This window comes from Amycolatopsis kentuckyensis (assembly GCF_041679295.1).
Lineage (GTDB): Bacteria > Actinomycetota > Actinomycetes > Mycobacteriales > Pseudonocardiaceae > Amycolatopsis > Amycolatopsis kentuckyensis_A.
Genome location: NZ_JBGDMD010000002.1, coordinates 950701 through 975041, shown reverse-complemented (window position 1 = coordinate 975041; position 24341 = coordinate 950701). Strand labels below are relative to the sequence as shown.

The 24341-nt window shown below is 71.9% G+C and carries 18 protein-coding genes; 7 read left to right on the top strand and 11 right to left on the bottom strand.

The genetic code is table 11. From position 1 onward, the window contains the following. Window position 1 precedes the first annotated feature (1 nt). Complete coding sequence (locus ACERZO_RS10755; protein WP_372664390.1) at window positions 2-697, bottom strand: class I SAM-dependent methyltransferase; 696 nt, start codon at window positions 695-697, stop codon at window positions 2-4. 151 nt (window positions 698-848) lie between these two features. On the opposite strand from ACERZO_RS10755, the gene ACERZO_RS10750 reads away from it, so the two are divergent. Next, window positions 849-1988: a glycosyltransferase family 4 protein gene (locus ACERZO_RS10750; protein WP_372664612.1), complete on the top strand. Its 1140-nt coding sequence runs from the start codon at window positions 849-851 to the stop codon at window positions 1986-1988. A gap of 329 nt (window positions 1989-2317) precedes the next feature. Here ACERZO_RS10750 and ACERZO_RS10745 read toward each other — a convergent pair whose 3' ends face one another. From ACERZO_RS10745 to ACERZO_RS10735, 3 genes are read right to left on the bottom strand one after another with little or no spacing between them, the layout of a single operon-like run. Next, on the bottom strand, window positions 2318-3367 hold the full coding sequence (locus ACERZO_RS10745) for a hypothetical protein (protein ID WP_372664389.1): 1050 nt from the start codon (window positions 3365-3367) through the stop codon (window positions 2318-2320). A 3-nt stretch (window positions 3368-3370) separates the two neighbouring features. Next, on the bottom strand, window positions 3371-3553 hold the full coding sequence (locus ACERZO_RS10740; RefSeq protein WP_372664388.1) for a hypothetical protein: 183 nt from the start codon (window positions 3551-3553) through the stop codon (window positions 3371-3373). 3 nt (window positions 3554-3556) lie between these two features. Beyond that, on the bottom strand, window positions 3557-5239 hold the full coding sequence (locus ACERZO_RS10735) for a hypothetical protein (RefSeq protein ID WP_372664387.1): 1683 nt from the start codon (window positions 5237-5239) through the stop codon (window positions 3557-3559). A 70-nt stretch (window positions 5240-5309) separates the two neighbouring features. Between ACERZO_RS10735 and ACERZO_RS10730 the strand changes: the two genes are divergently transcribed. Further along, window positions 5310-6512, top strand: a complete 1203-nt coding sequence (locus ACERZO_RS10730; RefSeq protein ID WP_372664386.1) for a lipopolysaccharide biosynthesis protein — start codon at window positions 5310-5312, stop codon at window positions 6510-6512. Between the two features lie 410 nt (window positions 6513-6922). On the opposite strand, the gene ACERZO_RS10725 is transcribed toward ACERZO_RS10730, so the two are convergent. After that, window positions 6923-10933, bottom strand: a complete 4011-nt coding sequence (locus tag ACERZO_RS10725) for an alpha-(1->3)-arabinofuranosyltransferase domain-containing protein (protein ID WP_372664385.1) — start codon at window positions 10931-10933, stop codon at window positions 6923-6925. 103 nt (window positions 10934-11036) lie between these two features. On the opposite strand from ACERZO_RS10725, the gene ACERZO_RS10720 reads away from it, so the two are divergent. After that, window positions 11037-11711, top strand: a complete 675-nt coding sequence (locus ACERZO_RS10720) for a class I SAM-dependent methyltransferase (protein WP_372664384.1) — start codon at window positions 11037-11039, stop codon at window positions 11709-11711. Here ACERZO_RS10720 and ACERZO_RS10715 read toward each other — a convergent pair. Both ACERZO_RS10715 and ACERZO_RS10710 read right to left on the bottom strand, forming a co-directional pair. Further along, the gene (locus ACERZO_RS10715) at window positions 11705-13447 is read right to left on the bottom strand and encodes a hypothetical protein (protein WP_372664383.1); all 1743 of its coding nucleotides are present in this window, start codon (window positions 13445-13447) and stop codon (window positions 11705-11707) included. The two genes, ACERZO_RS10720 and ACERZO_RS10715, sit on opposite strands and share 7 nt — an antisense overlap. Before the next feature lie 11 nt (window positions 13448-13458). Further along, window positions 13459-15039, bottom strand: coding sequence for a substrate-binding domain-containing protein (locus tag ACERZO_RS10710; RefSeq protein ID WP_372664382.1), 1581 nt, complete (start codon window positions 15037-15039; stop codon window positions 13459-13461). A gap of 259 nt (window positions 15040-15298) precedes the next feature. Between ACERZO_RS10710 and ACERZO_RS10705 the strand changes: the two genes are divergently transcribed. Together ACERZO_RS10705 and ACERZO_RS10700 are read left to right on the top strand one after the other, a co-directional pair. Beyond that, window positions 15299-16099, top strand: coding sequence for a hypothetical protein (locus ACERZO_RS10705; protein WP_372664381.1), 801 nt, complete (start codon window positions 15299-15301; stop codon window positions 16097-16099). 23 nt (window positions 16100-16122) lie between these two features. Continuing rightward, complete coding sequence (locus ACERZO_RS10700) at window positions 16123-16476, top strand: VOC family protein (protein ID WP_372664380.1); 354 nt, start codon at window positions 16123-16125, stop codon at window positions 16474-16476. On the opposite strand, the gene pdxR is transcribed toward ACERZO_RS10700, so the two are convergent. Continuing rightward, window positions 16473-17855, bottom strand: a complete 1383-nt coding sequence (gene pdxR, locus ACERZO_RS10695; RefSeq protein ID WP_372664379.1) for a MocR-like pyridoxine biosynthesis transcription factor PdxR — start codon at window positions 17853-17855, stop codon at window positions 16473-16475. The genes ACERZO_RS10700 and pdxR overlap by 4 nt on opposite strands. Window positions 17856-17902: 47 nt before the next feature. Between pdxR and ACERZO_RS10690 the strand changes: the two genes are divergently transcribed. Further along, on the top strand, window positions 17903-18361 hold the full coding sequence (locus tag ACERZO_RS10690) for a carboxymuconolactone decarboxylase family protein (RefSeq protein WP_372664378.1): 459 nt from the start codon (window positions 17903-17905) through the stop codon (window positions 18359-18361). A gap of 33 nt (window positions 18362-18394) precedes the next feature. Here the strand turns inward: ACERZO_RS10690 and ACERZO_RS10685 are convergent, their stop codons facing one another. Continuing rightward, window positions 18395-18769: a MarR family winged helix-turn-helix transcriptional regulator gene (locus ACERZO_RS10685; RefSeq protein ID WP_372664377.1), complete on the bottom strand. Its 375-nt coding sequence runs from the start codon at window positions 18767-18769 to the stop codon at window positions 18395-18397. 86 nt (window positions 18770-18855) lie between these two features. Here ACERZO_RS10685 and ACERZO_RS10680 point away from each other — a divergent pair, with 86 nt between their 5' ends. After that, window positions 18856-20313, top strand: coding sequence for an MFS transporter (locus ACERZO_RS10680; RefSeq protein ID WP_372664376.1), 1458 nt, complete (start codon window positions 18856-18858; stop codon window positions 20311-20313). A gap of 108 nt (window positions 20314-20421) precedes the next feature. On the opposite strand, the gene ACERZO_RS10675 is transcribed toward ACERZO_RS10680, so the two are convergent. Both ACERZO_RS10675 and ACERZO_RS10670 read right to left on the bottom strand, forming a co-directional pair. Further along, on the bottom strand, window positions 20422-21738 hold the full coding sequence (locus ACERZO_RS10675) for a S1C family serine protease (protein WP_372664375.1): 1317 nt from the start codon (window positions 21736-21738) through the stop codon (window positions 20422-20424). A gap of 169 nt (window positions 21739-21907) precedes the next feature. Continuing rightward, the gene (locus tag ACERZO_RS10670) at window positions 21908-24334 is read right to left on the bottom strand and encodes a GcvT family protein (RefSeq protein ID WP_372664374.1); all 2427 of its coding nucleotides are present in this window, start codon (window positions 24332-24334) and stop codon (window positions 21908-21910) included. Window positions 24335-24341: the final 7 nt, after the last annotated feature.

The window sequence follows — 24341 nt, the reverse complement described above, 5'->3', positions numbered from 1 at the left end:
TTCACCTCCGGCGCAGGACCAGAACCAGATTCCACGAAGCGATCTCACGAAGGCCGGGAATCCGCACGATCCACATCGCCCAGCTCGGGTGGTAACGCGGATACCCGGCCACCAGATCGGCGAGCGGCGTCGTCTTCGCCCAGCGAAGTGCGGCGCCGACCGAAACCGGGAACAGGCTTTCACCGAATTTGTTCTTCGGCTGCTTCCCCTCTTTCCGGGAATACCGCTGCCGGGCGTAGTACCCGCCGAGGAAATGCCACGGCGCGGTCTCGTGGCCGCCCCACGGGGAGAACCACGGCGTGAACGACGCGAAGACCGTGCCGCCGGGCTTGGTCACCCGGCACATCTCGTCGAGCATCACCCACGGCTCGCTGACGTGCTCCAGCACGTTCGACGAGTAGCAGACGTCGACGGATCCGCTGCGCACGGGCAGTTCCGTGCCGCTGGCGCGGATCATGTTCTCGCCGGGCTCGCCGCGCGCGGACAGCTCGCCGACGTCCGGGTCGAGGCCGAGGTAGACCGCGCCGGCCGCGCGGAAGGCGTCGGAGAAGTACCCGGGGCCGCCGCCGACGTCGAGCACCGTGCGCCCGGACAGCGGAGTGTGCGCCGCCAATTGCCGGACCGAGTCGGCGGCCAGCGCGGAATAGAAGCCGTCCGGGTCGCTCTGCTCGGTGAGGAACGTGCGGAAGAGCGTCACGGAACGGCCGAGCGTCGCCCGGTGCGGCCGGTCGACAACAGAATTACCTACCATTGAACCGTCGCTTTCCCGATTACGTTCATCTACTGTGTACGCACCGGTAACCTAGCATCGTCGCTACAGTTTGGATAACCCGATGGAACGACCTCGTGTGCTCCTCGTCAACTGGCGCGACACCGGCCACCCCGAAGGCGGCGGGTCGGAGCGGTACGTCGAGCGGATGGCCGAAGGGCTCGCGAGAGCCGGGTACCGGGTCGAAATCCAGTGCGCCGCCTACCCGGGCGCGACCGCGGGCGAGTGGCGCGACGGCGTCCGCTACCGCCGCCGCGGCAACAAGTTCGGCGTGTACGTCCACGCGTTGCGCGCCATCCGGCGGGCCCGCGCCGACCTGGTGGTCGACGTGCAGAACGGCATGCCCTTCTTCGCCCGGCTGGTCGCGGGGTGTCCCGTGCTGGTGCTCGTGCACCACGTCCACAAGGAACAGTGGATCAGCGCGCTCGGCGAGACGCTGGGCAGGGTGGGCTGGTGGATCGAGTCGCGGCTGGCGCCGTGGCTGTTCCGGAAGTGCCGGTACGTCACGGTTTCCGAGGTCACCAAGGCCGAACTGGCCGGGCTGGGCGTCGAACGCGCCCGGGTGGCCGTGGTGCCGAACGGGCTCGACGCACCACCGGCAGGCGTGTCCGAACGGGACACCACGCCCACGCTGGTCGCGGTGAGCAGGCTGGTGCCGCACAAGCGGATCGAGCACGCCATCGACGTCGTCGCGCGGCTCGCGCGGCGGTGGCCCGCGCTGAAGCTCGAGGTGGTGGGCCAGGGGCCGTGGGACGAGGTGCTGCGCGAGCACGCGGCGTCGCGCGGGGTCGCCGACCGCGTGGTCCTGCACGGCTGGGTCGACGAGCACGCCAAGCACGAGATCCTCGCGCGGTCGTGGCTGCACCTGTGCCCGTCGGTCAAGGAGGGCTGGGGCATCGTCATCATGGAGGCGGCGGCGCACGGCGTGCCGTCGGTCGCCTACCGCGCGGCCGGTGGCGTCGCCGAATCCATTGTGGAGGGCCGCACCGGCCTGCTCGCGGACGACTTCGAGGACTTCACGGCCCAGGTGGACGGCTTGCTCGCCGACGGGCTGCGGCGCGCCGAGATGGGGTTGGCCGGCGCGGAGCGGGCCGGGATGTACAGCTGGGACGCGAGTGTCGGGCAGTTCGAGGCGCTGGTTCGGGACGTCTCCGGGCTTCCCGGGCCCCGGCCGCGGGTCCTGGGTCAGGTGGCGCACGGCACGGCTCTGGCGTCATGACCGAACGACGTGAATGACTCATTCCTGTCACCAGACGACATGAATGAGTCATTTATGTCGTCTGGTGACAGGGTCTCGGCAAAGTCGGGTCGGCGTGGCCGGTCCGGCGGCCGGCAACGTCATGAACGAGTCGTTCACCGCGCCGGATGCGGTGAACGGGTCGTTCATGACCGCAGGAACCTGGGATCTCGGTGAAACGCCCGTTCGGCCTGGCGTCTCGCGTTCGGCCGGCCAGGCGTCGGGCGGTGGTGCCGCATCCGTGAGCCGCCCCGCCAGACGACATGAAAGGGTCATTCACGTCGCCACACGACATGAAAGAGTCGTTCATGTCATCGCGGCGGCGCCTGCTCCCGGACTGCGTCACGGAACTCGTCGAGCAACCTCCCGGCGGCCGCCGCGTCGAAGTCCTTCCGACGAGCCCGCACCGTCACGGTGGTGACGTCCCCGGTCGTCGCCGCCCCGAAGGCCACCCCTGACCGCCCGCTCGCCGCCGGGTAGAACGCCAGCGAGCGCACGGAATCCCCGGTGGACACCACGCCCAGGTTGGACACCAGGAACGTCGAGCCGAGCCGGCTCGCCAGCAGCCGCGTGCCCAGCCGGGCGAGCCTGCTGCTGCGGGCCGGGAAGTCGGGTTCCGGTGGCTGGGCCGCCAGAACCGCGGCGACGTCCGCGCCGGGACGCAACCGCAGCCGGAAGAACGCGCTGTCGTGCACCGGTTCCGGCGCGGCCCCGGACCGCCACGACGCGCCCAGCGCGGCCACGACCCGCGCGGTGCGGGCGCCGTGCGCGCCGTTCCAGCGTTCGGTGGCGCGGGCGGCCGCCGCGACGAACCCCGCCGCGCCCAAGCGCAGCCGTGGTTCGTGCCGGGCGGCGAAGACGTCTCCCACGGCCTCGGCACCGCGATCCGGCGTAATCCGGCCTGGCGGCGCGAAAAGCGCCTCAGCGAGCCGCTGGAGGGCCGAAAGCGCAAAGGGTTTGCCGCCGGTGCGTTCACCGATCCCCGTCGCACCCGAGGAAACCGGGACGTCGAGGAGGATGCCCAGCAGCGAAAGCAGACCGAGACCGTCGAGGGCGCCGTGGTGCGCCGCGACGAGGAGAGTCGACTCGCCGGCGGCGACGCGCAGGAGCGGCGCCCCGCGTTCGTAGGGAGCCGACGCGAACCGGTCGCGAGTGGACGGCAGATCGGTGACGCGCTCGTTTTCCGGCACGGCGCCGAGGTGCGGGTACTGCTGGACAGCGGCCGCCAGCCGGGCGCGGAGCTTTTCCGGGTCCGGTGCGGCCGTGCCGAGTTCCGCTTCGAGGAGGATGCTCCAGGAAACGGTGGGGTCGCCGTAGAGCCCGACGACGCGGTGGGCGTGGTCGGAGGCGAGCCGGGTCACGCGTCAGCGGTCCCCGTAGATCTTCCCGGGGTGGTCGGCCGGGTTGTACTTCACCTGCGCGTTGAGCTTTTCCTGCACCTGGGCGGAGCTGTCCGGGTCCGCGCCCTTGGTGAGGGCGAAGCCCGCTCCGGTCGCGAGACCGCCTCCGAGGATGACGGCGGCGACCACGCCGATGACCGTGCCCACGTGTCACTCCTTCCGCGGCGGGGAATTCCTGCCGCGGCCCAATGTACGCATCGGTAACATGCGGCACAACAGTGCGACGCACAGCAACGTGAGCGCTACTCCGTTTGCCACCAAGGCGGGCGTCCACGAGATCGCCTTGACGGCGGGCACACCCGGGGTCCGGTAGAGCGTCAGCCAGTCACCGGACCACACCTGCGTCGCGTCGGCGAGCAACCGTTCGTCGACGTCGCCGGGTGTCCCGTGTTCGACGAGGATCCAGCCGATGCCCGCCTCCGTCAGCTCACGCGCGGACGTCGCGGCCCGGACGTCGCCGACGCGCGGGTCTTCGCCGGCGATGCGGTCCGCTCCCACTTGGAGGGTGTCGTCCATCAGCACGGGTCTCGGGAGGACGCGCGGCGCCGGGTCGAGCTGCGTGCGGTCGTCGTTCCAGGCGAACCCGCGGAACGCCGACAGCGGCAGCGTCAGCACGTCGCCGGGGTGGTCACCGAGCACTTCGGACACTGCCTGCCAGTCGGCGGGGTACCGGACGGTGGCGAGCCGGCCCCAGCCGCCCCACGCCAGGTCGGGCAGGGTGAGCAGGGGGAAGACGGCCGCCGCCGTCACCAGCGCGACGCGCCCGCGCTCGGTCTTGAGCTTGGCCGCGGCGACCTCGATGGCGAGCGCGAACCCCAGCGCGAGCGGCAACGCCCACCAGGCAACCCATTTCTGGGCGTCACGCAGGAGCCCGGCGCCGGGCAGGTGGCGGGTGGCGGCGGTCAGCAACGCGTCCCCGCCCGGCAGCGTCGCCAATGACGCCAGCAGCACACCCGCGGCACCGAGAGCGAACAGGGAACGCGCAGGCGCCTTCCCCCAGCGCTCGGTGAGCGGCTTGAGACCGGCCACCGCGATGGCGACGACCACGAGCGTCAGCACCGGGACGAGCGGCATGGCCCGGCTGCCGGGAACCGTTTCGGAGTTCCAGATCCCGCCCAGGCCGAGGACGCTCAGCAGCGCGGGGCCCCAGCTTTCGGCGCGGGCGCTGAACGCCGTGACGCCGGCCGGGTCGGAGTACGTGCCCCCCGCGTCGAGGAACGTCGGGACCAGCCACGGCAGGTTGAGCACGATCGCGATGGCGAGCGTCTGCCAGAGGCGGCGGGAACCGGCGGCGACGGCCATGACGGCGGCGGCGAGCACGCCACCCGGCGGCGTCAGGACGGCGGGCGCGCAGGCGATCACGAGTCTCGGCAACGCGTTCGGTTCGTGCTTCCGCGCGGCGAGCCCGGCCTCGACGATCCAGGGCAGGGCCGCGTACATCAGGAGCAGCGGCCAGTGCCCGATGAAGAGCCGCTCCGCGACGTACGGCGTCCAGGCGTACGCCGTCGCGGCGACGAGCCGCGTGCCGAGGTGTTCGGTCGGGACGAGCCGGCCGGCGCCCTGCGCGGCGGCGAAAACGGCCAGCAGCAGGACGATCTTCTGGACGATGTCGCCGGGCAGCACGGTCGTGGCGAGCGCGACGGCGGCGTCGGCGGGCACGGACCGCGGCAGCGTGCTGCCGATCCCGAACGCGTCCGGCACGAAGTACTGGCGGGGCGCGAACACCATGTCGTAGCTCAGCACGAACCCGCGCCCGAGCAGCGGCGCGCAGACGGCGAACGCGAGCAGGACGGACACCACGGGGAGCGCGAGCCGTCTGCCCGGTGCGTCCACTGCCCTTCCTTTCCGGTGTCCGCGCGGTTAGGGTCCCTGGAAATTACCCGCCGGTAATGGGAGCCCGCCGTTGAGCGTAGCCACCGAAGAACCGGCCCGGACCGGCAACCGGGTCGCGGCGATCCTCGTCTCGCTCGCGCTCGCGGGCAACAACGCGGGCAGTTACGTGCTGAGCCTCGCGGCCGCACGGATCCTCGCGCCGGGGGCCTTCGGGGAGCTGAGCTCGCTGCTGGCGGTGCTGGTCATCGGCGTCGTCCCGGCGATGGGGCTGCAGACGGTGGTGGCGCTGCGGGTCGCACGGTCGCCATCGTCGGCGCAGGGTTCGCTGTTCGCCCTGGGGCTGATGACGAGCGCGATCGTCGCGACGGCGGCGTTGACGCTCAGCCCGTTGCTGGTGCTCCTGCTGCACCTGGGGTCGCTGACGCCGGCGCTGCTGGTGACGGCCGCGCTCGGGCCCTTGACGCTGCTGGGGGTGTTCCACGGGCTGCTGCAGGGCGCCCACCGGTTCGCGGTGCTGGCCGGGTTGATCGCGCTGGAGGGGCTGGGCAAGGTCGGCGGTTCCCTGGTGGGCCTGCTGGTATCGGGCTCCCCCACGGGCGCGCTGGCCGGGACGGCGCTCGGGTCACTGGCGGTGGTCGTGGCGGGCTGGTGGGTCTGCGGCCGCCCGCGTCCCCGCTGGGCCGACCGGCACGGCGCCGAAGTACTCCACACGGCGCAAGCGATGCTGGCGCTGGTGCTGCTGGTGAACCTGGACCTGGTGCTGGCGCGGCACACGCTGCCGTCGGCGTCCGCCGGCGAGTACGCGCTCGGGGCGATCGTCACGAAGATCGCGTACTGGCTGCCGCAGGCGGTAGGAGTGTTGGTGCTGCCCCGGTTCGCGGCTTCTGCCGGACGCCGGCGGGTGCTGCCGGTGGCGTTGGCGGTGTGCGCGTTCCTGGACGCGTTCGTGGTGCTGGCTTCGGTGGTGCTGGGGCCGTCGTTGCTGGGGCTGATCGGTGGAGCGCGGTACGCCGGGAGCACGATGCCGGTGTGGCCGTTCGCGTTGGCGGGGTCGATGCTGGCGTTGGTGCAGATCCTGCTGTACGCGCGGTTGGCCGACGGGGACCGCCGGGTGGCGGTGCTGATGTGGGCGGCGGTGGGCGTGGAGGCGTTGCTGATCACGGCTTGGCTGCACGGGTCGGCAACGCAGGTGGTGACGGTCGCGGCTTGCTGCGCAGGCGGGCTGGCGATGGCGGGCGCGGTTTTGGAGCTGCGGGCGCGGCGAACGACATGAACGACTCGTTCATGCCAACCGCCGCCTGAACGACTGTGCCAAAGGCGAGAGGCCCCCGAGAACGTGCACCGACGAGAACCCAGACTCCCCCGCACCCCGATCCGAAGCCAGAACACGGCCGGCAACACCGGGTCAAGGCATCTTTCCCGCCTTGACGCGGTGTTGCCGGCCGTAGTCACAATGACAGCTTCGGGGTGCCGGAGGGGCTTTGGCAGAAACAGCTGCCCCCGCCCGGCACGACCGCCCGCGGAACGCTGGACCGAAGAGCCGCTTCAGCAGAATGCCGAGCTTCCGTAGTCATCAACGACTCGTTCATCGCATCCGGCGAGGTGAACGACCCGTTCATCTCATCCCCGGCCTGAGCAGCCCCCGTTTTCCACGCTACCGGGAGGCACCGACAGTTTCCCCGGCTAACCAGCCGGTTCGGTCGGGTTGTCCTTGCGGGTGAACCAGTCCACGCACGTCGACACCATCGCGGCCGCCGCCAGGAGCAATGCCGCCTGGGTCACCGGGCCGTACGCCCACTCCTGGCCGTGGCCCAGGATGCGGCCCGTCACCGACACAGCCGCCGCCACGGTCATTCCGCCGAACGCCAGGTAGCGCGGCGCCCGGTCCCAGAACTGCCGCGCCAGCAGGCACGCGATCAGCAGCACCACCGGGAGCATCCCGCCCAGCGCCACCAGCAGCCCGATCAGCACCACCGGCACGAAGGAACCACCCGGCCGCACCGGGAACGCCCGCCGCCGGGCCGGCCAGAAGACGCCCAGCAGCAGCAGAACCACCGCCACCGCCCCCACCAGCAGCGAGATGCGGTACGCCGAGTCCGGCGTGAACGACAGCGTCACCACGCCGCCCGCGCCGGCCGGGACGATCCACGCCTGCTGCCAGCCGTCGACGCGGGTGCGGGCCAGCTCGCGTCCGTCCATTGTGGCCACCCAGCCCGCGTTCGCGTTCTCCGGGACCGCCAGTACCGCTTCCGCGCCCGGCGCGACCGTCACCGACCGCGAAGCCGCGTCCCACTTCCCCACCTGCACCGCGCGGTGCACCGGCGGGGCGGACTCCACCGCGGGACGCAACCACAGGTCCTGGACGACGAACGAGTCCGACCGGTCCGTCCGCAGCTCGTGCCCGCCGGACGGCAGCGAGATCCCGCCCTCCGAGTCCCGGCACATCCGCAGCTCCAGCGGCCGGTGCGCGACGACGTCGGACAGCGTCCCCTGCACCGACGTCCGGTAGTCCAGCCCGTCGAGGTGGACGTTCGGCCCGGACCCGCACGGCACGGTGAACGCCGGGTCCGGCCCGGGCAGCAGCCCGTCCGTGCCGGACAGCTCCAGGCTCCCGATGCCCACCACGGCCCGCGCGGCCGGGTCGTCGTCATCGCCCGGCAGCACGATCTGCAGCTGGTCGGTGTCCAGCGGTTCGAAGGTCGCCGACCCGCTCGCGTCGAGCTGGACCGTGCGCGACCCGGACTTCCCCACCAGCTCCAGCTGCTTCGGCGCCCGCGCGCCGCTCGCCGGCGCGACCCCGATGTGCAGCCCCGAAATCCGTTTCGGGGCGCCCCAGTTCAGGGTCAGCGCCGGGCGCAGGTCGGTGACGTCGGGACGCCACGTCGTGCCCGCGTCGCCGTCCACCGCCGCGAACCCGCCCGCCGCCGGGTCGCCGCCCAGCTGCGACGTCGACGCCACCGTGACGCCCGGCAGCGCGACCGGGTTCTTGCCGCCGCCGGCGGGCAGCACCGTGCCGCCGACGAGGAACGTCTGCTCGGCCGGCGTGCTGAACAGGCGCCGGATGCCGTCGGGTTCCTCACCGTCGCGGGCCGCGGACGCATCGCAGCGGACCGCGCCGCCGGCGGGCAGGCACGCGTACCGCGGCTGGGCGCCGCGGGTGAACGCGAACCCGGGCGCGGGCCCGGCGGGCAGGTCGGCCGGGACTTCCAGCGCACGCTGCGGTTCGGTGCCGGGGATCGTCAGCTCCGCGATGCCGACGTTGCCGTCCTGCCGCCCGACCACCAGCGACAGCAGGGTGATCCGCACCTTGCGCGTGACACCCGCCGCCACGGCGTAGGTGTGCGGCCCGGCCCCGCGGATCACCTGCTGGTCGACCGAACCGTTGTCGGTGGTGATCCGGACCCGCGTGGCCGGCCAGCCGACCCGGAGGTCGTCGACCATCTCCAGGTCCACCGAGTTGACCAGCCTCGGTGTGTCCAGCTCGACTTCGAGCCACTGGCCGATCGGACCGGTGAACGACGACGAACGCCACGACGTGCGCGGGTCGCCGTCGATCGCCGCGAACGGCTGGTGCCCGGGGTCGGACCCGCCGAACGCGTCGGCGAACGACGCCGCCGTCGACGCCGTCACCGCGCGGATGCCCCGGTAGGCGGCGACGGTCTGGTGTTCCTCGCCCGGGAACGGCAGCACGTCCCCCGCCGCGCGCTGCTGCCGGAACGCCTCGCCGGCGGTGAGGGTCTGGCTGAGGTTGTCGCGCACGCCGCCGACGTTCCGCTCGGCGCGGCGCAGGCCGTCGGTCACCAGCCGCGGGCCGCCGGGCGAACCGCCGTCGCCGGTCAGCACCGTCGGCGTCGACGGGTCGAGCTGGCCCGAATCGATCAGCGGGAGCAGGTTTTCCGGGCCGCCGCTGACCGTCGGGACGTCCGTGGTGGCCGTCGCCGTCGCGAGGGGCACGGGCTTGCGCACCTCGTAGACCTCGAGGGGCCCGAACTCCGCCGCCTTGCCGATGCCGGGCGAGCCGGCCAGCCCGGCGCGCAGCGTCGCGATCGGCGGCGCGTTCGTGCGATCGCGGTCGATGTCGTTGCGCAGCAGCAGGAACCGGTAGCCGGACCGGGCGAGCAACGCGGCGAGCCCGGGGTCGCCGCGGCCGTCGGCCAGCGCCGCGTCGACCGAGTCCATCAGCCGCGTGTTGCCTTCGGACCCGAGCGGCACCTGGTTGCGCACCGCCCACGGGCTTCTCGCGATGGCCTGCGCGGGTTCGTCGACCGTGCGGCCCCAGTCGTATTCGCCGAACCCGGTGGCCGGCAGCAGCAGCGTCCGCGCGTTCGGGTCGGCCTTGGCGACGTAGCCCATGGCGTCGTACCAGTAGCCGGGAACCTCGTCCCAGCCCGGGCCGGAGCGCAGGTTCAGCAGCCACGCCGGCGCGGCCATCACCAGCACCAGCAGCAGGCCCAGCGCGGGCCGCAGGAACCGGCGCGCGGACTTCACCCGCACCGGGCTCGCGATGCCGTGGACGAACGCCAGCATCAGCGGCAGCCGCAGCACCGGCTCGAACTTGTGGACGTTGCGCAGCGGCGCGAGCGGGCCGTCGAGCAGGTGCCGCACCTGCTCGGCCAGCGGGCTGTCGAGCGTGCCGACGTACCCGATGGTCAGCAGCGTCAGTCCGGTGAGGACACCCAGCACGAGGAACCGGCGTTCCGGCAGGCCGCGGCGGGTCAGGCCGAGCAGGCCGACGCCGGCGACGAGGCCGGTCGCGAGCATCAGCACCGGGTTGTCGATCAGCGACCAGCCGCCCGGCCACCACGGCGTGCCCTGCACGACGTAGGCGACCCACTGGTTGGTTCCGCGCAGCACCTCGAACAGCGACATGGGCGCGGTGGTGTTCGTCGCGGACTCGATGTAGTCCAGGAACGGCAGGCTGTACTCGCCGAGCAGCAGCAGCGGCAGGATCCACCACAGCGTCGCGCCGACGACGAAGACGAACCACCACAGGACGAGTTCGACGTGGTGGCGCGTCCACTTGCGCGTCAGCAGCCACAGTCCGGGCAGGACGAGCGCCATCACGACCATCGCGCCGTTGACCCCGCCCATGCACAGCACGGCGACGGCCGACAGCCCGGCGGCCCGCCGCGGCGAACCGATCGTCCCGGCCCGCACCAGCGGCACCAGCACCCACGGCAGCAGCACCGCGGGCAGCATTTCCGCGGACAGGCCACCGATTTCGGTCAGCATGCGCGGCGCGAGCGCGTACCCGAGCGCGCCGATCAGCCGCGTGCGTTCGGTGCCGAGCTTCATCGCGCGCGCCAGCAGCAGGGCACCGCCGAACGCGGCGATGAGCAGGATCGCGCCCCACAGCCGCTGCGCGATCCACGCGGGCATGCCGACGGCCTGGCACAGCGCGAAGAACGGGCCCATCGGGAAGAGGTAGCCGTACGCCTGGTTCTGCAGCTCCCCCGCCGTCGCCTGGGGATTCCACAGGTGCAGCGCGCGGCCGAGGAACGCGAGCGGGTCGACGGCGAGGTCGAGCTTCGTGTCGAACGTCGTCTTGCCCGGCATCTGGAGGAATGACAACGTGGTCAGCGCCAGCACGATCCACGTGCTCGGCCGGCGCACGAACGCGCCCACCGAGAACTTCCGGGCGCCGCTCGAGGGCGGGGCGTCGTCCCGGGACCGTTCGCGGGTGGCGGTTACCATCCGGTAGATACTAGGCGGAAACCTGGCTACGATGTGCCGACGATTTTGTTGGGTCCCCCGAACTCCTGGCAGGTGCGCCATCTCGTTCGAAGATGCCTGGGCCTTGGCCGAGCCGGTCAAGGGCTGGATGACGCGCGCGCAGGGCGAAGCGCTCTGGAACGCGGTGTGCCGCCTGGAGAAGGGCGACGTCGTCCTGGAAATCGGCAGCCACCAGGGCAGATCCACGATCGTCCTCGGCGCGGCGGCGCGCACGGTCGGCGCCACGGTGATCGCCGTCGACCCCTTCGTGGACGGCCGCCTGTTCGGCGGATCGCCGACGCGCCGGCTGTTCGAGCGCAACATCCGCCAAGCCGGGCTGGACGACGTCGTCGAGCTCGTCGCCGGTTACAGCACGGAACTGCGGCCCGACTGGGACCGGCCCTTACAGCTGCTTTACATCGACGGCAAGCACGACTACTGGACCTACACCGACGACCTGCGCTGGTCGGACCACCTGCCGCCGGGCGCGGAAATCCTGGTGCACGACTGCTTTTCCTCGATCGGCGTCACGCTCGGCACGATCGCGAAAGTCCTCTTCGGACGCCGGTACACCTATGTGGACCGGGCGACGTCGCTGGCGCGGTTCAAGCTCACGCCACCGTCCACGGCGGACCGCGTGCGCGTGCTGGCGCAGCTGCCGTGGTTCGCGCGCAACGTCGTGCTCAAGGTGCTGCTGCGCCTGCGGTTGCGGCCGGTCGCGCGGCTGCTCGGGCACGACAGCCCGTACGACCCCTACTGAGCAACCGGTTTCCCGACCTCGACCTTCGCGACGCACACCGGCGCGCCCGGGCTCGACAGCTGCAGGCCGACGTGGTCGAAGAGGCCGTCGACCGGCAGGTACAGCGAGTGCAGCCCGGCCTGGAACCACACCGGCGTCCGGTCGACGAGTCCTTCGCCGCCGTCCGAGGTGAAGTAGTCGATCTTCAGCAGGTGCCGGCCGAGCACCGGTTTGTCGAGCGGGACGCGCACCAGCGTCTCGCCGACGGTGTACCCGCAGTTCGGCACCGGCCCCTGGAGACCGCGGGATTCCGCGTCGACCCCGGTGATCGCGTGCGGCGTGCCGGTGGCGTCGAGCAGGTGCATCCGGTTCGTCGGCTGGTCGAAGTGCGTGCCGGGGATCAGGCCGGCCACCCGGGAAGCCTGGGAGTCGGCGCCGAACCACTCGTGGACCACATCGGACGGCACGAAGGTGTCGTAGAAAACCAGGTCCGGATCCTCGGCCACGGCCGCCCGGACGTTGCCGAGGTACTGCGCGGAATGCCCGAAGCGCAACGCCGGCGCCAGCCCGGAAAACCCGATCGCGGAGCTGACAAGCAAAAGCACGCACAGAGTTAGCGCGATCGGCCGTTCACGCTTTCCGCCGGACGGCGCAATTTCCCCGGGACGCAGAAACGCGAACGCTCCACAAAGGGCGGCCGCCAGCACGAGATCGGCGACGTACCGCGGATCGTCGCCGGCCGACGGCCCGACTTCGCGCAGCCGGGTCAGCGCCAGCAGCCCGACGTCCACCGCGAACAGGGCCGCGAGCAGCGCCCACGCGCCCCACGCGCGCCGGCCGCCGGCCCGCACCCCCGCGAGCGCCACGGCGATCGCGGCGACGAGCAGCGCAACGACCACCGCGAACGGCGACGCCGCCCAGGTCGCGCCCGCACCGGCGCCCGACCACGGCCCGCCGGCCAGGCCCGGCAGCAGCGTGTCGCCGAGCATCCGGCCGGTCAGGTCGGCGACCGTACCGGCGGACACCGGCTGCGCGCCGGTCCCGATCTGGCTCGCCGTCAACGCGAAGTAGCCGCCCACGAACGCGGCCAGCAGCGCGGCATGCCCCGCCCAGTAGCGGGCGTGGTCCCGGAAGGACCGTCCGAGCAGGACGGTCACGCCGGCCAGCAGCACCGGGATCAGCGCGGCCTTCTCGTAGAACGCGAGGCCGAACAGCGTCCAGGCGAACGCGCCGATCCACCACCGGCCGCCGCCGTCGAGGTAGCGGACGTGCGCGTGCAGCGCCCCGGCCGCGGCCAGCACGACCGGCACCAGCTGCACGCCGAACGACCACCACAGCGTCGGGACCAGCAGCAGCGTCGAGGCCGTGAACACGGTGAACGGCACCAGGATCGCCCAGCGGCGGCCGAAGCAGCGCACCAGCACGCACCAGAACAGCACCGTCGCGACGGCCCGCATCAGCAGCAGCGGCGCCATGAGCAGGGCGAAGTTCAGCGGCGCCCACCACGTCAGCACCGCGGCGAGGAAGAACCCGCCGGGCTGCAGGTGCCCGTGGTAGTCCTGGAAGAGGTAGCCGAGGTCGAACGGCCCGGCCGCGGCGGCCCGGTAGGTGACGACGAAGTCGTCCTGCGCGAAACTCCCGTGCAGCGCCGCCCAGGCGTGGAACGCGAACGGCACCACCCCGGCGACGAACGCCGCCAGGACCACAGTGGACGGTCTTCGCGTCACCCGTGGCGCGGGCTTTTCGGTCTCCACCAACACGGGCGTCCTCAATTCTTGCAGGCGGGCGGCTGGCACATGAGCTTGCTCAGTGCCTGGTAGAAGACGTCGGAGATCTTGCGCGGGTCGGGCGTGGTGAACGAGTCGCCACCGGTGGCGGCCGAGATCCGCTTCAGCTCGCTCGCGTCGATGTCCGGGCCGATGCCGATCCCGATCACCGGCAACGGCTTCCGCGGGTCCTGCAGCCGGCCGAGTTCACCGAGCAGCCCGGGCAGGCCGACCGAGTCGCTGTCCTCGTTGCGGCCGTCGGTGAGCACGACCACGACGTTGATGCGGCCGAGCTGCCAGTTCTGGCGGGCGTTCTGGTACGCGGCGAGGATCGAGTCGTACAGCCCGGTCGCGCCGCCGGCCTTCGGCTTGACCGCCTGCAGCGTCGCGACGCCGCCGGCGGCGAGCTGCTGGGAGATGGGCCGCATCGGCAGCAGTTCCTTGTAGTCCTTGTCGCCGTCGAGCTTGGTCGAGAACAGCCAGAGCCCGATTTCCGTGGTGGGCTTGAACAACCCGAGGCCCTGGGTGGCGGCTTCCAGCGTCAGGGCCATCCGGCTGCGGCTGGTACCGGGCACGGTGGCGGCCATCGAGCCCGAGACGTCGAGCAGCACCTGGACGCGCGCGCTGAGGTTCGCGCCGGCCCAGGCCTGCAGCACGCCGTACATCGCGTCGGGCGCCGGCGGCCCGGCCGGGCGCGGTGCGGCGTCCGTGCGCGTGTCCCGGGGCCGGTCGCCGAGCAGCTGGCCGGCCGGCGTCCGGAACCCGGCGTCGGCGAACGTCTTCGTCGCGGTCTGGTCGAGCAGCAGCCGCAGGAACCGCTCGGCCGCCGACCGGGACGCCTCCGACGCGCGCGGCAGCACGACGTACGGGTAGTCGAAGCTCGGCACGCCGGCCGCCGGGTACGCGGCGACGAGCTTGCGCGCCAGCACCGACTGCTCCGACGCCGGCGACGCCGTGAACGGCTGCTTCACCGCGGACACCTTGCGGATCTCCTCGGTGAACGCCGCGCCCGGGTCGGGCGCGTCCTTGGTCAGCTGCTGGAGGCCGATCAACGCGGCGATCGCCGACGGGTCGCGGCTCGGGTCGGGCAGGCCGACCGGGCTGCCCGCGAGGACGTCCGACCAGGACGGTGACTTCCCCGGCCAGCCCGCCTGTTTCGCGACCTCGTCGGTCAGCGCCAGCACGACCGGCGAGCTCGCCACCGACTGGCCGGACTCGGGCAGGTTCCACGCGCCGAGGTCGCGCGCCTGCAGCAGCCAGCTGCTCGACTCCGGCACCCAGACGTCGGGGCCGTTCGCGCCGTTGGCTTCGAGCGCCGCCGCGGTGGCCGTCGACGCGGCCGCGGTGACCTCGACGGTGTAGCAGTCCGGCGCCGGCACGGTCCGGGAGAGCGCGCTGAGCACCGGCGCGACGTCCGGCGCCGCCGTGATGCGCACCGGGGTCGTGGTGTCGCAGCCGCCGGCGGCGAGGCGGTCGCGCAGCCAGTCGACGCCGGCCCACGCGAGCAGGGCGACCACGAGCAGCACGGTCAGGACGACGACCCGCGCGTCGACGCGCCGGGCCCGCGCCGGGTGTGCCGCCATGCACTCGCCTTCCGTCGTGGAGTCCTGGCAGCTTGCCAGCCGGGTGAGCGGGAAGCCAGACCCGGCAGCGGAAAGTGACCACGGGTGCGTGAGACCGTGGTGAAGGAATTGCGCGATGCGGCCGTTTTGGTGATTGCTCCGAACTGCGTAACATTCGCGCTTGACGCCCGTCCCACATGGGTAACAGCACGATGGCGGATCGCGATGACGATTTCGCCGTCCCCGAAACGGCGAACGGCACCGAACGGAGACGCAACCCGTGCGCACGATGTACGACGCGGTCACGGCCGCGAACATCCCCGCCGGCGCGGAGATGGTCGCGGGATACATCGACAAGATCAAGCTCGAACCCTGGTCGGCCGCCGACTGGGCCCGCTTCCCGAACGCGGTCAAGGTCACGATCGTCAAGAAGGCCTCGACCAACGACGGTCACGTCCTGGACGTCGAACCCGGGGACGCCACCCCGGCGGAGGCGCCGGGCTGGGTCCGGATGCGCCGCGCGGCGGGCGCCGACCCCACGATCTACTGCAACCTCTCGACCTGGCCGACGGTGCGGTCGGCGTTCTCGTCGGCCGGCGTCGCCGAGCCGCACTACTGGATCGCCCACTACAACGGCGATCCCGCCATCCCCGCCGGCGCGATCGCCAAGCAGTACCGCGGAGACGTCGCCCCGGGCTACGACGTCTCGTCCGTCGCGGACTACTGGCCCGGAGTGGACGGAAACGGTTCCGCCTCGACTGGAGTGGAGATCATGGAGCGCATCACCGTCACCCCGCCGAACGCCAACCAGAACACGGTGCGGGTGTTCCTGTCCGGCAGCCCCGGCGCGGCGGTCATCGTCCGGCCGCGGCTGGGCGGTGACGGCTTCTCGAAGCCGATGTGGGTCGGCGACATCTTCGCGTGGGGCAACGACCACCAGGGTGTCGGCCACAACCCGACGCAGGTCGCGGGCTACAACAACAAGCTGACGTCCCACCGGCGCTACGACCTGCCGGGCGCGGTGTGGGCCGACATCAACTACAGCGCGGCCGACCCGTTCGAGATCGACATCGTCGGCTGAGGACGATCTGGCAGGATCGCGGCATGGAACGCGTGCTCGGCATCGGTGGGTACTTCGTCCGCGCGGCGGACCCGGAGGCGCTGGGCGCCTGGTACCGGGACTGCCTCGGCCTGGACGCCGACGCGACCGGTGTGTGGCAGCAGCAGCCGGGCCCGACGGTGTTCGCTTCGTTCGAGGCGTCGACGGACTACTTCGGTTCGCCGGCGCAGCAGACGATGCTGAACTTCCGGGTCCGCGACCTGGACGCGATGCTCGCCCAGCTGCGGGAGAAGGGCGCCGAGGTGGTCGACGACGTCCAGGAGATGGACGGCGTCGGCCGGTTCGGATGGGTGGTGGACCCCGAGGGCAATCGCGTCGAGCTGTGGCAGCCCGCCTAGCGCGGTGGCAGCGCGCGGCACAAGGCGTCGATCGCCGCCGGGTACGCGTGCTCGGGCGGGGTCGCGTAACCCACCACCAGTCCGTCCATTGTGGACATCCTGCTCGCCGGGTGACGGAAGCCGGCCAAGCCGTCGAGCGCGAGTCCCTGCCACGCAGCGGCTTTCACCGCCGACCGCTCGGTTCCCGGCGGCAACCGCAGCACCGCGTGCAGTCCCGCGGCGATGCCGGTCGGCACCACGTGCGGCGCCCGGTCCGCCAGCGCGTCGACCAGCAGGTCGCGCCGGCGGCGGTACCGCTGGCGCATGCGCCGGATGTGCCGGTCGTACGCACCGGCCTGCAGGAACTCCGCCAGCGTGAGCTGATCGACCACCCCCGCCCACGCCTCGCGTTCGCCCTTCGCCGCCAGCACCGCGTCGATCAGCGCCTCCGGGAGTACCAGCCACCCCAGCCGCAACGCGGGTGACAGGCTCTTGCTCACCGAACCGACGTAGACGACGTGCTCGGGGTCGAGCCCCTGCACCGCGCCGACCGGCTTGCGGTCGTAGCGGAACTCGCCGTCGTAGTCGTCCTCGATGAGCACGCCGCCGGTCGCGCGGACGTGGTCGAGCACCGCCGCGCGGCGGTCGTGGTGCAGCGGGCCGCCGGTCGGGAACTGGTGCGCGGGCGTCAACAGCACGGTCGGGACGGTCAGTTCGTCGACGCGCGCGCCTTTTTCGTCCAGGGCAAGGGGAATCGTTTCGACGCCGGCCGCGTCGAAGATCGAGCGGTGGAACGGCAGGCCGTAGGCCTCGACAGCGAGCGGGCCGGGCAGCACCGCGGGGAACAGCAGCCGCAGCGCGTGCGCGAACCCCGAGCACACGACGATCCGCTCCGGCGCCGTCCGCACCCCGCGGGCCCGCGCGAGGTAACCGGCCAGCGCGGCCCGCAGTTCGGGCCGGCCACGCGGGTCGCCGGGCCCGAAAGCGTCGTGCGGGGCGACGTTCAGCGCGCGCCGGGCGGCGGCGAGCCATTCGGTGCGCGGAAACGACGTCGCGTCCGGCTGGCCTTGACGCAGGTTGTGCCGCGGCGCCGGCACGGGCGCCTTCTTCGGCGTCCTGGCCGGCGGGAGCGGCTCGGCCCGCGAGGCGACGCGCGTCCCGGAGCCCTGGACCGCGGTCAGCCAGCCTTCGGCGACCAGTTCGGCGTAGGCGTCGGCGACGGTGTTGCGGGCCAGCCCCAGGTCGGCGGCCAGTGCCCGGTACGGCGGGAGCCGGGTGCCGGGGGCGAGCCGGCCGGTGCGGACGGCGTCGCGCAGGGCGGTGATGAGCGCGGCCCGCTTGCCGCCGGCCGCCAGTTCCAGGTGGAGGTCGACTCCCGAATTGACCCACGATTCCGGCACGGAAATGCACCCTACACGGGGGTCAAAGTGGCCCTAGATTTCTGGTCATGACGAACTCCCGCCTCACCTTCGCCAAGACCGCCCCGAAAGCCTTCAAGGCCCTGATCGGCTTCGACGCCGCCGCCCGCGCCGGGCTGGACCCCGCACTGGTCGAGCTGGTCCAGATCCGCGCGTCACAGCTCAACCGCTGCGCGTACTGCCTGCACATGCACACCTCCGACGCCCGCAAGGCCGGCGAGAGCGAGGAGCGGCTGCACATGATCGCGGTGTGGCACGAGGCCGCGAGCTTCTTCAGCGAGAAGGAGCAGGCCGCGCTGGCGCTGACCGAAGCGGTCACGCTGATCGCGGACGGCGTCCCGGACGACGTCTACGCCCGGGCGGCCGGTCAGTTCGCCGAGGAGGAACTGGCCCAGCTGCTCGCGCTGATCTTCACGATCAACACGTGGAACCGCATCGCGATCACCACGGCGAAGGTGCCGGGCACGGACGAGCGGGTCGCGCGCTGACTCGCCGTGAGTACTGCCGGCCGGTCCCGGTGGTCAGCGCAGGGTCTCGTTGAGCACTTCGCGGTGCGTCCGCTTGGCCGCGAGGTACTTCTCCCGGCCGGCCTCGGTGATCGTCACGAAGATGCCGCGCCGGTCGACCTCGCACAGCGCGCGCTCGACCAGGCCCTCCTTCTCCAGCCGGGCGACCAGTCGTGACGTCGCGCTCTGGCTGAGGTGGATCGCTCCGGTCAGGTCGGCCGAGCGGCACTTGAAGTCGCACGTCGCGAGGCGCTCCAAGGCCTCGAACTCGTTCGCGCCGATGCCGTGGCGCTCCTGGAGGCGGCACTCGAGCGTGGTGAACACGGCCGAGTAGCGGGCCAGCAACTCGTGCCACTCCTCGACCAGGCCTTGCTCAGCGACGTCGCTCACAGCGGTCAACTTACCATGCACGGACATCAGATGCAAACGCATTAAATGCTTAGACATTAGATGCGCGTGCATGTAGTGTCGCCGCCATGAGCTCTTCCGTGTCCTTGTCCACCACTTCAACCCGGTGGGACGCACGTCTCTGGGGTGTCCTGCTCACCGTGTCGATCGTCGTCGGTCTCGACGCGCTCGACGTCTCGATGGTCGGAGTCGCGCTCCCCGCCATCCAGGCCGACCTCGGCCTGTCCACCAACGCGCTGCAATGGGTCGTCAGCGGGTACGTCCTCGGCTACGGCGGCTTGCTGCTGCTCGGCGGCCGCACCGCCGACCTGCTCGGCCGCCGCCGCGTGTTCCTCGTCGCCGTCGCCGTGTTCGCGCTGGCCTCGCTGCTCGGCGGCCTCGTCGACGACGGCGCGCTGCTCATCGCGAGCCGCTTCGTCAAGGGCCTCGCCGCCGCCTTCACCGCGCCGGCCGCGCTCTCCATCATCACCACGACGTTCCAGGAGGGCCCGGCCCGCAACAAGGCGATCAGCATCTTCGCCGTGTTCGGCGCCAGCGGGTACTCCGCCGGCCTGGTGTTCTCCGGCCTGCTGACCGAGGTCGGCTGGCGCTGGACGTTCCTGCTGCCCGCCCCGATCGCGCTCGTCGCGCTGGTCGCGGCCTGGAAGCTGATCCCGACGTACCGGCCGGAAGAGGGCAAGGGCTACGACTTCCCGGGCGCCGTCACCGGCGCCGCCGGGTCGCTGCTGCTGGTGTTCGGCGTCGTCGAGGCACCGGAGATCGGCTGGGCCGCGCCGCGCACGCTGATCACGTTCGCCGTCGCTCTCGCGTTGCTGGTGACGTTCGTGGTCATCGAAAAGCGCAGCGCTCACCCGCTGCTGCGCCTGGGGATCCTCAAGTCCGGCCCGCTGGCCCGCGCGAACCTCGGCGGCGCGCTGTTCTTCGGCGCGTACATCGGGTTCCAGTTCGTCGTGATGCTGTACCTGCAGCGGGTGCTCGGCTGGTCCGCGCTGCAGACGGCGCTCGGCTTCCTGCCGGCGGCGCTGATCGTGGCCTTTGGTTCGCCGCGCATCGAGCCGCTGATCGACCGCGTGGGCACGCCGCGCACGATCTTCGCGGGCGTGGTCGCGCACGTCATCGGCTACGCGCTGTTCCTGCGCATCGACGAGCACTCGGGGTACGCGGGCAGCGTCCTGCCCAGCATGATCCTGCTCGGCATCGGCTTCACGCTGGCGTTCTCGTCGCTGAACATCCAGGCCACGGCCGGGGTCCCGGACAGCGAGCAGGGCCTGGCGGGCGGTCTGCTGAACACGTCGCTGCAGGTCGGCGGCGCGATCGGCCTCGCGGTCGTGACGGCGGTCCTGACCGCCAACGGCGGCCGTGAGGCCTCGCCGGCCGCGCTGCTCACCGGGCTGACCCCGGCGTTGAGCGTGGTCACCGGCATCGCGGTGCTGGGCCTGCTGATCGCGATCAGCGGCCTGGTCGCGCGCCGGAAGCCGGCCGAAGAGCCGGTCCCTGAGGCCGATCTCCTGGCCCTCGCGGACTGACCGCTTCGGATCACCGCCGGGAACACGCGGGGCACCACCACCATCGTCGGGATCGGTGGTGGTGCCCCGCGAGCCAGCGGCAGCCGCCGTCAGCCCACCGGCACCGGCTCAGCCGACGGGCCCCTCGGCCGCCGTCACCGGCAGCTGCTGCTGCGCCCCCGACGCGTCCGTGACCGACAGCGTCAGCTTGTCGCCCGGGTGGTGGGTGTCCATCACGTTCGTCAACGTCGTCGCCGAGTCGACCGGCTTGCCGTCGATCGCCGTGATCACGTCGCCCGCCGCCAAGCCCGCCTGCTGGGCCGGGCCGCGGGAGACCACCTCGCGGACCTGGGCGCCGCCCTGGCCGTCCGACACCGAGACCCCGATGAACGCCGTCTTGCCGATGTGGATCTTGTCGGTCGCCGTGCCCGCGACGATCTTGTGCGCGATGTCGACCGCCTGGTTGATCGGGATCGCGAAGCCCTGCCCGGCCCCGCCGCTGCGGCGGCCGTTGAGCTGGTAACCCGTCGACGCGGCCGTGTCCACGCCGATGACCTGCGCGTCCGCGTTGACGAGCGGCCCGCCGGAGTCGCCGGACTCGATGTTCGCGCGGACCTGGATCAGGCCGGTGAGCTGCTCGGACGACCCGCTCGACTCGTCGGACGCCGTGATCGACTGGTCCAGCGCCGTCACCGTGCCGGGCGCCGGCACCGGGTCGCCGCCCTTGCCGCCCGCGTTGCCGAGGCCGAGGATCTGGTCGCCGACCTTGACCGTGCCCGAGTCGCCGATGCTCGCGGTGGGCAGGCCGGAGGCGCCTTCGAGCTGGATGACCGCGATGTCCTCGCTGCGGTCGTAGCCCACGACGTGCGCCTTGTAGGTGTCGCCGGTGCCGATGCTGGTGGCCTTGATACTGGTCGCGCCCGCGACGACGTGGTTGTTCGTCAGGATCTCGCCGTCCGCGGTGAGCACGATCCCGGTGCCGGCCGCGGCCGCGCCCTGCAGGCCGAGCTCGGTGTTGATGTTGACGATGGCCGGGTTGACCTTCGCGGCCACGGCGTCGGCGTCGAGCACCGTCTGCGACGAGCTGGGCTGGCCGGAGAAGCCGAAGTTCTGGTTGCCGCTCGCGCTCGGGCTGGTCGAGGCCGAGATGAGGTGCCCGATCCCGAGCCCGGCGACCACGGCGATCGCCACCGCGAAGACGGCGAACGCCAGCGCGCGCACGGGCCGCCGGCGCGGCGGCTGCGGAACGGGCGGCGGGTAGCCGTACGCCGGCGGGCCGTAAAAGCCCTGCGTGTGCCCGTCGGGGCCGTAGAAGCCCTGGGGCTGGGTGTACTGCTGCGGGTACGGACGGCCCCACTGGTCACGGGGCTGCTGGTCGTAGTAGCCCTGGCCGTAGCCGTACGGGTACTCGCCGCCGCCCTGCGGTCCTCGGTCGTACTCGCTCATGCACAGCTCCAGCCCTCGACAAGCCTCCGGCCCCTCCAGGAAACGCCTCGTTCCTGAGAATTTCCTGGCGCGCTTCCATGGACTTGCTGTGGATGTACCCGCGCCGGCGAGCCGGCATGCCGACGTGATCGACGTTACGTCGGCACCCGGATCGTGGCCGTCCGCCCGGTCACCGCCGGATCCGTTCCATGCCGGGGTCGACCAGCGGCTCGGCGGCCACGGTGGCCGCGACCCGGCGGCCGAAGTACTCGATCTCCACGCTGCTGCCGATGTCCGCCGACGCCGGGAGCCACGCGTAGGCGATCGGTCGCCCGACGGTGTACCCGTACGCCGCGCTCGTGACGTAGCCCGCGGCCACGCCGTCGACGAACACCGGTTCCTTGCCCAGCACGACCGTGCGGCCGTCGTCGATCGTCAGGCACCGCAGCCGCCGCGACGGTGTCCGGCCCTCGAGCGCGTCCCGGCCGAGGAACTCCCCCTTCGCCGGCCGCACCGCGAAGTCGACGCCGGCCTCGTACGGGTCGTGCTCGGTCGTCATGTCGGTGCCCCACAGCCGGTAGCCCTTCTCCAGCCGCAGGCTGTTGAACGCCGCCCGCCCGGCCGCGATGACGCCGAGGGGCTGCCCGGCCGCCCACAGCGCGTCCCACAGCCGCAGGCCGTTGTCCGCGCTCGTGTAGACCTCCCAGCCGAGCTCGCCCACATAGGACAGTCGCATCGCGACCACCGGCACCCCGGCGATCCGCGCCCGCCGGGCCCGGAAGTACTTCAGCCCGGCGTGCGAGAAGTCTTCGCGCGACAACGGCTGCACGAGGTCCCGCGCCAGCGGGCCCCAGACGCCGACGCAGCACGTTCCGCCGGTGGTGTCCCGGACCCGCACCCCGGCCGGCGCGTGCTTGACGAAGTGGTCGACGTCGATACCGCCGTTGATCCCGACCTGGAACAGCTCCGGTTCCAGCCGGGCCACGGTGACGTCGCTGCGGATGCCGCCCGCGTTGTCGAGCATCAGCGTGTAGGTCACCGAGCCGACCGACTTGTCGAGCTGGTTGGTCGTCAACGACTGCAGGAACTCCAGCGATCCGGGTCCGCTGATCTCGACGCGCTTCAACGGAGTCATGTCGTACAGCGCGACGCCGTTGCGCGTCTGCCACGCCTCGGCGGCCGCGATCGGCGAGTGGAACTGCGCCGACCACGCGTCCCGCGCCGGCGGGAGCGCGTCGTGCGGGAGCTTCTTCAGCAGCGGCGCGTTGGCCTCGAACCAGTGCGGCCGTTCCCAGCCGCCCGCCTCCAGGAACACCGCGCCCAGTTCGCGCTGCCGCGCGTGGAACGGCGTCACGCGCAGGTCGCGCGGGGACAGCTTGGGCTGCAACGGGTGCAGGATGTCGTAGACCTCGACGAAGTTCTGCTGCGCTGTCTCGCTCACGTACGACGGCGCGAGCTGGACCTCCTCGAAGCGGTGGACGTCGATGTCGTGGGTGTCCACTTCGGAATGCCCGTCGACGAGCAGCTCGGCGACCGCCTTCGCGATGCCGGCCGAGTGCGTCACCCAGATCGCCTCGGCCAGCCAGAACCCGCGGACGTCGGCCGACTCGCCGACCAGCGACTGGCCGTCCGGCGTGAAGGAGAAGATGCCGTTGAAGCCTTCCTCGACCTTCGTCTGACGCAATGCGGGAAGCAACAGCCGGCTCTGTTCCCAAGAAGGTGCGAAGTCGTCCTCGGTGAAGGGCAGCATGGACGGCATCGCCGTCTCGGTCACCGAAGGGTCCAATGTGGACTCCTCGACCGGCATCGGCCGGTGCGCGTAGGAGCCGATGCCGAGCCGGTCGACGTGCTCGCGGAAGTACAGGTCCTGGTCCTGGTGGCGCAGGATCGGCAGGCTCGCCTCGACCTCCTCGGTGTTGCGCCCGACGAGTTCCGCCACCTGGCCGGTCTTCGCGTACTGGTGCGCCAGTGGCAACAGCGGGACGTCCATGCCCACCATCGCGCCGATCTCGCGGCCCCAGAACCCCGCGCACGACACGACGACGTCGGCCGGGAAGTCACCCTGGTCGGTCCGGACACCGGTGACGCGGCCGCCTTCCTGAAGCACGTCAGTGACGCGAGTGGACCCGATGAACTTCGCCCCACGGGACCCCGCCCGCGTGGCCAGCACCTCGACAGCCTTGGCGGCCCGCGCGAGCCCGTCGGTCGGGACGTGCAGCGCGCCGAAGATCCGCGAACCGTCCAGGAGCGGCCACCGCTCGACGCATTCCGCCGCGTCGATCAGGCTCCCGGCGACGCCCCACGAGGTTGCCCAGCCGTGCTTGCGCTTGAGGTCTTCCCAGCGGGCCGGGGTGGTCGCGACCTCCATGCCGCCGACCTGGAGGAAGCAGTCCAGCTCCTTCAGCTTCGAAACGGTGTAGCGCGCGAAGTCCGTCATCGCCTTGGACGCGTTGGTCTGGAACACCAGGCCGGGCGCGTGCGAAGTGGACCCGCCGGTGCGCGGCAGCGGGCCCCGGTCGAGCACGGTGACGTCGGTCCAGCCGCGGGCGGTCAGCTCGTCGGCGAGGTTCGCGCCGACGATGCCGGCGCCGATGATCACGACTCGCGGTGCGGTCATGGCGAAC

Coding starts and splice junctions, on each gene's coding strand:
- ACERZO_RS10725 (WP_372664385.1), bottom strand. CDS start 10,933: ATGGTAACCGCCACCCGCGAACGGTCCCGGGACGACGCCCCGCCCTCG.
- ACERZO_RS10680 (WP_372664376.1), top strand. CDS start 18,856: ATGAGCTCTTCCGTGTCCTTGTCCACCACTTCAACCCGGTGGGACGCA.
- ACERZO_RS10710 (WP_372664382.1), bottom strand. CDS start 15,039: ATGGCGGCACACCCGGCGCGGGCCCGGCGCGTCGACGCGCGGGTCGTC.
- ACERZO_RS10700 (WP_372664380.1), top strand. CDS start 16,123: ATGGAACGCGTGCTCGGCATCGGTGGGTACTTCGTCCGCGCGGCGGAC.
- ACERZO_RS10670 (WP_372664374.1), bottom strand. CDS start 24,334: ATGACCGCACCGCGAGTCGTGATCATCGGCGCCGGCATCGTCGGCGCG.
- ACERZO_RS10675 (WP_372664375.1), bottom strand. CDS start 21,738: ATGAGCGAGTACGACCGAGGACCGCAGGGCGGCGGCGAGTACCCGTAC.
- ACERZO_RS10690 (WP_372664378.1), top strand. CDS start 17,903: ATGACGAACTCCCGCCTCACCTTCGCCAAGACCGCCCCGAAAGCCTTC.